We start from the raw sequence: 8341 nt of genomic DNA, 5'->3' as shown, positions 1-8341 counted from the left end.
CCGCCACCGGGGACGGCGCGGACACATCCCCCGCGCCCCCGGCCGCCGGCCGGCGCCCCGGAACGGCCTTCGCCGTGATGTACGTCCCCCGCCTGGGCGCCGGCTGGGCCAAGCCCGTCCTCGAAGGCACCGGCACCGAGCTGCTCAAACGGGGCCTCGGCCACTACACGGGCACCGCGCCGCCCGGCGGCACCGGCAACTTCGCCGTCGCCGGCCACCGCCGCACCTACGGCGACCCGTTCAAGGACCTCGACGAGCTGCACCCCGGCGACGCGGTGGTGATCAACGACGGGACGACCTGGTTCACCTACCGCGTCGATGCCCGGCCCCGCCGGACGCTGCCCACCGACGTCGCGGTGATCGACCCGGTGCCCGCCGGCTCCGGATACCGGGAGCCGGGCCGCTATCTGACCCTGACCACCTGTGAACCGGAGTGGGGGCACAGCCACCGGCTCATCGTCTGGGGCCGTCTGGCCGAGACCCGTCCGGTCTCCGCCGGCAGGCCCGCCGCTTTGTCCGGCTGACCCCCGCGGCCGGGGTGCCGACCCTTAGTCTGGTGCCCAAACATCCAATCATCGGCGAGTGGGTAGAGCATGTACGTCTGGATCTGGCGTCATCTGCCGGGCAACGCAGGGGTGAAGGCGCTGATCTCGCTCCTGCTCGTGCTGGCGGTCGTCTACGTCCTCTTCCAGTACGTCTTCCCCTGGGCGGAACCGCTGCTGCCGTTCAACGACGTCACGGTCGACAACGGCATGCCGGTGAGCAACGGAACGGTGGCGGTGACCCGGTGAGCGCACGCATCCTCGTCGTGGACAACTACGACAGCTTCGTCTTCAACCTCGTTCAGTACCTCTACCAGCTCGGCGCCGAATGCGAGGTACGCCGCAACGACGAGGTCGAGCCCGCGCACGCCCAGGACGGCTTCGACGGCGTCCTCCTCTCGCCCGGCCCGGGCGCGCCCGAGGAGGCCGGGGTCTGCATCGACATGGTGCGCCACTGCGCCAACACCGGAGTGCCGGTCTTCGGCGTCTGCCTGGGCATGCAGTCGATGGCCGTCGCCTACGGCGGCGTCGTCGACCGGGCGCCCGAACTGCTGCACGGCAAGACCTCCCCCGTGACGCACGAGGGCAAGGGCGTCTTCCACGGCCTCCCGTCGCCCTTCACGGCCACCCGCTACCACTCGCTGGCCGCCGAGCGCGACAAATGGCCGGACGAGCTGGAGATCACCGCCTGGACCGACACCGGGGTGATCATGGGCCTGCGCCACCGCGATCTGCCGGTCGAGGGGGTGCAGTTCCACCCGGAGTCGGTGCTCACCGAGTGGGGCCACCTCATGCTCGCCAACTGGCTGGTCGCCTGCGGTGACATGGGGGCGGTGGAACGGTCGGCAGGGCTCGCCCCGGTGGTGGGCAAGGCCGGGGCGTGACCACGCTCCGCCCGGAACCGGACCCCCTGCGGGCCCCCGAGCAGGTCCCCCGGCAGACGACGTACGGCACCGGCGCGACGTACGGATCCGGCGCGGCGTACGGCTCCGAGCCGTCCGGCACCGGGGCGTACGGCTCCGGTGCGTACGCCCCCGGGGCCGCCGCCCAGCCGCTGCCGCCCGAGGACGACTCGACGATGACGCTGCACCGGGTGGAGCCGGAGCGGCCGGTGGTGACCGGCGGGCGCGCGGAGCGCCGCCGCGCCGCCCAACGGGCCGCACGCGCCCGCAGGGACAGCCCCGGGGTGATAGCCAGCCGGGTCGTGGGCGAGCTGTTCATCACCCTGGGCGTGGTCATGCTGCTGTTCGTCGCCTACCAGCTGTGGTGGACGAACGTCATCGCCCACCGCCAGGCGGGCGGCGCCGCCAAGGACCTGCGGAACAGCTGGGACAAGGGCGCGGCCCGGGACGCGGGGGAGTTCTCCCCGGGCCAGGGCTTCGCGATCATCTACATCCCCAAGCTGGATGTGAAGGCCCCCATCGCCGAGGGCGTCGGCAAGCACCAGGTACTGGACCGGGGCATGGTCGGCCACTACGCCACCGGATCCCTCAAGACCGCGATGCCCTGGGACAAGGCCGGCAACTTCGCGCTGGCGGGCCACCGCAACACCCATGGCGAACCGTTCCGCTACGTCAACAGGCTGCAAACCGGCGACAAGATCGTGGTGGAGACGCAGAGCACCTTCTACACCTATGAGATGACAAGCCGTCTGGATCAGACGTCCCCGGCGAACACCAAGGTCATCGACCCCGTTCCGGCCGGCTCCGGTTTCACCCGGCCCGGCCGCTACATCACGCTGACCACCTGCACCCCGGAGTTCACCAGTACGTACCGCATGGTGGTGTGGGGCAAGATGGTCGACGAGCGGCCCCGGAGCAAGGGAAAACCGGACGCGCTCGTGGAGTGACGGCACAGCGGAGAACGGGGTACGGGCGCGGTGGCACGGACCGGCGGCGACGAGCCACAGCGACAGGACCTGACGCGGAGGCGGATCGCCGCCGTGGTCGGCGTCATAGGCGAGCTGCTGATCACAGCGGGTGTGATCATGGCGCTCTTCGTGGCCTACTCGCTGTGGTGGACGAACGTCCTCGCCGACCGAGAGGCCAAGCGCCAGGGCAGCCACGTGCGCGACAACTGGGCCAAGGCCCCGGCCTCGGCCGCCGGCCCGGGCGCGCTGGACACCAAGGACGGCATCGGCTTCCTCCACGTCCCGGCCATGCGGAACGGCGAGGTGCTGGTCAAGCCCGGCACCGGCGGCAAGGTCCTCAACGAGGGCGTCGCCGGCTTCTACCGCGAGCCCGTCAAGGCGGGCATGCCCTGGGACCGGCAGGGCAACTTCACCCTCGCCGCCCACCGCGACGGGCACGGCGCCAAGTTCCACAACATCGACAAGATCAAGGTCGGTGACCCGGTCGTCTTCGAGACCCGCGACACCTGGTACGTCTACAAGGTCTACGCCGACCTCAAGGAGACCTCCCGCTTCAACGTCGACGTCCTGGACTCCGTGCCGAAGGAGTCCGGGAGGACCCGCCCGGGCCGCTATCTCACCCTGACGACCTGCACTCCGGTCTACACCTCCGACTACCGCTACATCGTCTGGGCCGAGCTGGAGCGCACGGAGAAGGTCGACGCCAAGCGCACCCCGCCCAAGGAACTGCGCTGAAGGACGCCTGACGGGCCGACAGACGACAGCGGAAAGCCCCGGCATCCATGAAGGATGCCGGGGCTTCACGCTGTCCTACGGGCGCCTTGCGGGCGCCTTACGGGCGTCGCCAGGGCGTCAGTGGCGACGGCCGCCGATGATGCCGCCGAAGAAGCCGGTGTCCTGGTCGCTGCCGGTGGGCTGGCCGCCCTGCTGACCGCCGGGGTTGCCGCCCGGGTTCGGCGCGCCGGCCGTGGTCGTCAGATTGACCGGGGTGTCCTTGGGCACCTGGGTGCCGGCACCGGGGTCGGAGATCAGGACCAGGGCGTTGTCGTCCTGCGGGCCGGCGATGTTGCCGACCTTCAGGCCCGCGCCCGTCAGCGCGTTCCTGGCGTCCTTGAGCTTCTGGCCGACCACTCCGGGCACGCCGGTCTTCTGCGCGCCGCCCTTGGAGACGAACAGGGTGACCGTGGAGCCCGCCCGCGCCGAGGTGTTGCCGTCGGGGCTCTGGCGGGTGACCGTGCCGGCGGGCTTGTCCGAGTCCTCGTCCTCGCGGTTCACCGCGAAACCGAGGTCGGTGAGCTGCTTCTTCGCCTGGTCGTAGGGCTGGCCGGTCACGGACGGCACCGTCTTGCTCGCCGCCTGGGCGGCCACGGTGAGGGTGATCTCCGTGCCCTTCTCGGCCTTCTCACCGGCGTCCGGGTCCTGCTTGGTGACCGTGCCGACGGGCTGGGTGGACTCCTCCTGCTTCTGCGTCACCGTGAAGCCCAGGCCCTCCAGCTGCGCCTTGGCCTTGTCGAACGACTGCCCGATCACACTCGGGACGTCGATCTTGGCCGGGCCCTTGGAGATCGTTACCGTGACCTCGCTGTCGCGCTCGACCTTGGTGCTCGCCTTGGGGGTCTGGTCGCAGACCTTGCCCTTGGGCTGGTCGCAGTTCTTCTGCTCGCCCTCGGTGACCTTGAAGCCGCCGTTCTCGCCGGAGCGCTTGGCCTCGGCGAGGGTCTGGCCGATGAGGCTGGGGACGGTCACCTTGGAGTTGTTGCCGCCGCCGCTGAAGAGCGACTTGCCGATGAAGATGGCGCCGACGAGCACCAGCACGCCCGCGACGACCAGCAGGATCGTCGAGAGGTTGCTCTTGCGGCCGTTCCCGCCGGCGGCGCGCCGGCCGCCGTGGGAGCCGTTGTCGTAGCCGCCGTAGCCCCCGCCGTCGGCCACCGGCGGCATCATCGACGTCTGGGCCATGTGCCCCGGCTCCTGGGGCCGGAGCATGGTGGTCGGCTGCTCCTCCATGCCGTAGCCGCCCGCGCCCATGGCGCCGAGCGCGGCCGCCGCGGCCACCGGACGGCCGTCCAGGGCCGCCTCGATGTCGGCGCGCATCTCGTCGGCCGACTGGTAGCGGTAATCGGGGTCCTTGGTCAGCGCCTTGAGGACGATGGCGTCGATCTCGGGCGCGATCTCGGGGTCGTACGTGCTCGGGGGGTTCGGCTCCTCCCGCACGTGCTGATAGGCGACGGCCACCGGCGAGTCGCCGATGAACGGGGGCCGGACCGCCAGCAGCTCGTAGAGCAGACAGCCGGTGGAGTAGAGGTCGGAACGCGCGTCGACCTGCTCGCCCTTGGCCTGCTCGGGCGAGAGGTACTGGGCGGTGCCGATGACGGCCGCCGTCTGGGTCATGGTCATGCCGGCGTCGCCCATGGCCCGGGCGATGCCGAAGTCCATGACCTTGACCTGGCCCGTGCGGGTCAGCATGACGTTGGCCGGCTTGATGTCACGGTGGACGATGCCGGCCCGGTGGGAGTACTCCAGCGCCTGGAGCACGCCGATGGTCATCTCCAGCGTCCGCTCGGGCAGCAGCTTCCGGCCGGAGTGCAGCAGTTCGCGGAGCGTCGACCCGTCGACGTACTCCATGACGATGTACGGGATCGAGACCCCGTCCACGTAGTCCTCGCCGGTGTCGTACACGGCGACGATCGACGGGTGGTTGAGCGAGGCCGCCGACTGGGCCTCACGGCGGAACCGGGCCTGGAAGGACGGATCGCGGGCCAGGTCGACCCGCAGCGTCTTCACGGCGACGGTGCGGCCGAGCCGGGTGTCGTGCCCGAGGTAGACCTCGGCCATGCCACCGCGGCCGAGCACCGAGCCCAGCTCGTACCGGCCGCCGAGGCGACGCGGCTCTTCCATAGCTCCAGCCCTTCCGTGTTCCTGACCTCACCGGCGTGGGTCCGGCGGTGTGCTGTCCGGCATACCGTACCCGGCGCGCCGGGCGCCTTCGGGGCGCCACCGGCACCCGATATACGACCGGTACAGACGGAGGAGTGGTTCGGCCGTGGCGAGTGAGCCGGATCACTTCTCCGAGTTGATGACCGCCTCCATGACGTTCTTCGCGATCGGGGCGGCGAGGTCGCCACCGGCGATGTCGTCGCGGACGGTGTCCGAGCCCTCGATGACGACGGCGACGGCCACCGGCGAGCCCTTGTCGGTCTTCGCGTAGGAGATGAACCACGCGTACGGGTTGCCGCTGTTGTCGACGCCGTGCTGGGCCGTACCGGTCTTGCCACCGACCTTGACGCCGCTGATCTGGCCCTTCTTACCGGTGCCCTGCTCGACGACCGTCTCCATGATGCTCTGGAGCTTCTGGGCGGTCTCGGCCGACATCGGCTGGTTCAGCTGCTTGGGCTGGTGGTGCTCGATGACGTTCAGGTTGGGCGCGCGCAGCTTGTCGACCATGTACGGCTCCATGAGCTTGCCGTTGTTGGCGACGGCCGCGGCCACCATGGCCATCTGCAGCGGGGTCACCCGGTTGGACGCCTGGCCGATGCCGGCCATCGCGTTCTGCGGGCGGTTGTCCTTGGGGAAGATGCTGGGCACGGCGCGCACGGGCGTGTCGACCGGCTTGTTGAAGCCGAACTTGTTGGCTTCCTCGATCATCTTCTGGTTGCCGAGATCGGCGCTGATCTTGCCGAAGACGGTGTTGCAGGACCACTGGAGGGCGACCCGCAGCGAGGCGTCCTTGCAGGGGATGTTGCCCTCGTTCTTCAGCTCCACGCGGGTGTCCGGCAGGATCCACGGCAGCGGCGAGTCCGTCTTGGCGTCGACGTCCTTGTAGAGGCCGTTCTCCAGCGCCGCGGCGGCGGTGACGACCTTGAAGGTCGAGCCCGGCGGGTAGGTCTGCTTCAGCGCCCGGTTGAGCATGGGCTGGTTCTTGTCGGCCTGGAGCGCGTTCCACGCCTTGCTGTCCTGGGCCCCGGCGATCGTCGACGGGTCGTACGAGGGGGTGGAGGCCAGCGCGAGGATCTTGCCCGTGCGCGGGTCGAGGGCGGCGACCGCGCCCTTCTTGTCGCCGAGGCCCTTGAAGGCGGCCTCCTGCGCCTTGGCGTTCAGGGTGGTGATCACGTCACCGCCCTTCTTGCCCTTGCCGGTGATCATGTCGACCGTGCGGTTGAAGAACAGCCGGTCGTCGTCGCCCGTGAGGACCTTGTCCTCGAGCTTCTCGATCTGGTTCGCGTCGAACACCTGTGAGCTGTAGCCCGTGACCGGAGCCCACATCTCACCGTTCTTGTAGGTGCGCTTGTACTTGAAGTCGATGCCGCCGGTCTCCTGGGAGCCGGTGATCGCCTGACCGTCGACGATGATGTTGCCGCGCGGCTGGCTGTAACGGGCGATCGTGACGCGGCGGTTGTGCTTGTTCGTCTTGAGCTCGTCGGCCTGGACGAACTGGATCCAGTTGTCCCTGATCATCAGGGCGAGGACGAGGAGACCGCAGAAGATGGCGATCCGGCGCACGGGCTTGTTCACGGGCGGACCACCTGGGTCATCTCGGCGTCGGGGGACGGGGCGGGGGCCGGCGCGGGGCGCCGGGCCGTGTCGCTGATCTTGATGAGTACGGCGATCAGCGCCCAGTTGGCGATGACGGAGGAACCACCCTGAGCCATGAACGGCATGGTCATACCGGTCAGCGGGATGAGGCCCATGACACCGCCGGCGACCACGAAGACCTGGATGCCGAAGGCGCCGGACAGGCCCGTGGCGAGCAGCTTGCCGAAGGGGTCGCGAGCGGCGAGGGCGGTGCGGACGCCGCGCTCCACGATCAGGCCGTAGATCAGGAGTATCGCCATGACGCCGGCCAGGCCGAGCTCCTCGCCGACCGTGGCCAGGATGAAGTCGGAGTTGGCAGCGAAGCCGATGAGGTCGGAGTGGCCCTGGCCCCAGCCCGTGCCGAAGACCCCGCCGGAGCCGAAGGCCATCAGGGCCTGGGCGATCTGGTCGGAGCTGCCGTCCTTGAAGGCGTCGAAGGGGTGGAGCCAGGCGGTGACGCGCTCCTGGACGTGGTGCTCGAAGCTGGCCACGGCCACCGCGCCGACGGCCGACATCAGCAGACCGAAGACGATCCAGCTGGTGCGCTCGGTCGCGACGTAGAGCATCACGACGAACATGCCGAAGAACAGCAGCGACGTACCGAGGTCGGTCTCGAAGACGAGGATCAGGATCGAGAACGCCCAGACCGCCAGGATCGGGCCGAGGTCACGGCCGCGCGGCAGGTAGAGCCCCATGAAGCGGCGGCTGGCCAGGGCCAGCGCGTCGCGTTTCACCATCAGATAGCCCGCGAAGAAGATCGCCAGGACGATCTTGGCGAACTCACCGGGCTGGATCGAGCCCAGACCGGGGATCGTGATCCAGATGCGGGCGCCGTAGACGGCGGGGAAGAACATCGGGGCGATCAGCAGGACCAGCGCGACCGCCATCGAGATGTACGTGTAGCGCTGGAGGATCCGGTGGTCCTTCAGGAAGATCAGGACGGCCACGAACAGCGCGATGCCCAGCGCCGAGAACAGCAGCTGGTTGGTCGCGGCGGGCGCGAAGACCTTGCGGGCCATCAGCCGCGGCGACTGGTCCAGCCGCCAGATGATGACCAGGCCGATGCCGTTGAGCAGCGTCGCCAGGGGCAGCAGCAACGGGTCGGCGTACTTGGCGAACTTACGGACGACCAGATGGCCGACGCCCGCCAGCAGGCCGAGGCCGATGCCGTAGCCGAGCATGCCGGAGGGCATCTCGCCGTCGAGGGCCAGACCCACATTGGCGTAGGCGAAGCACGGCAGGATGACGGCGAAGGCCAGCAGCGCCAGCTCGGTGTTGCGCCGGCTCGGCGCGCCCACGGTGCTGATGGTCGTCGTATTGCTGCCGGAGTTGGGAATGGGTGAAATCGCTGACATGG

Annotated in this window: 8 protein-coding genes; 5 read left to right on the top strand and 3 right to left on the bottom strand. The window is 69.5% G+C overall.

What is annotated here, in order from left to right; translation table 11 throughout:
- The 5 genes from K6I33_RS07325 to K6I33_RS07305 all read left to right on the top strand — a co-directional run.
- On the top strand, nt 1-524 hold a 524-nt coding region (locus tag K6I33_RS07325; RefSeq protein WP_229348982.1), incomplete at its 5' end, for a class E sortase.
- A gap of 69 nt (nt 525-593) precedes the next feature.
- The gene (locus tag K6I33_RS07320; RefSeq protein ID WP_229348979.1) at nt 594-791 is read left to right on the top strand and encodes a hypothetical protein; all 198 of its coding nucleotides are present in this window, start codon (nt 594-596) and stop codon (nt 789-791) included.
- Nucleotides 788-1426 (top strand): aminodeoxychorismate/anthranilate synthase component II, encoded by a 639-nt coding sequence (locus K6I33_RS07315; RefSeq protein ID WP_229348976.1) that lies wholly within the window; start codon nt 788-790, stop codon nt 1424-1426. The genes K6I33_RS07320 and K6I33_RS07315 overlap by 4 nt, the downstream gene beginning before the upstream one ends.
- The gene (locus K6I33_RS07310) at nt 1423-2391 is read left to right on the top strand and encodes a class E sortase (protein ID WP_374283723.1); all 969 of its coding nucleotides are present in this window, start codon (nt 1423-1425) and stop codon (nt 2389-2391) included. Before K6I33_RS07315 ends, K6I33_RS07310 begins: the two co-directional genes overlap by 4 nt.
- Nucleotides 2392-2421: 30 nt before the next feature.
- Nucleotides 2422-3147: a class E sortase gene (locus K6I33_RS07305; RefSeq protein ID WP_229348973.1), complete on the top strand. Its 726-nt coding sequence runs from the start codon at nt 2422-2424 to the stop codon at nt 3145-3147.
- A gap of 117 nt (nt 3148-3264) precedes the next feature.
- On the opposite strand, the gene pknB is transcribed toward K6I33_RS07305, so the two are convergent.
- The 3 genes from pknB to K6I33_RS07290 all read right to left on the bottom strand — a co-directional run bounded on the left by pknB (nt 3265) and on the right by K6I33_RS07290 (nt 8339).
- Nucleotides 3265-5310: a Stk1 family PASTA domain-containing Ser/Thr kinase gene (gene pknB, locus K6I33_RS07300; protein ID WP_229348970.1), complete on the bottom strand. Its 2046-nt coding sequence runs from the start codon at nt 5308-5310 to the stop codon at nt 3265-3267.
- A gap of 162 nt (nt 5311-5472) precedes the next feature.
- Nucleotides 5473-6924, bottom strand: coding sequence for a penicillin-binding protein 2 (locus K6I33_RS07295; protein ID WP_229348966.1), 1452 nt, complete (start codon nt 6922-6924; stop codon nt 5473-5475).
- A complete protein-coding gene (locus K6I33_RS07290) occupies nt 6921-8339 on the bottom strand; it encodes an FtsW/RodA/SpoVE family cell cycle protein (RefSeq protein ID WP_229348963.1) in 1419 nt (472 codons plus the stop codon). Before K6I33_RS07290 ends, K6I33_RS07295 begins: the two co-directional genes overlap by 4 nt.
- Between the last annotated feature and the right edge of the window lie 2 nt (nt 8340-8341).

The sequence above is a fragment of the Streptomyces sp. UNOB3_S3 genome (assembly GCF_020740895.1).
GTDB lineage: Bacteria > Actinomycetota > Actinomycetes > Streptomycetales > Streptomycetaceae > Streptomyces.
This window is presented reverse-complemented; position numbering and strand designations above follow the sequence as displayed.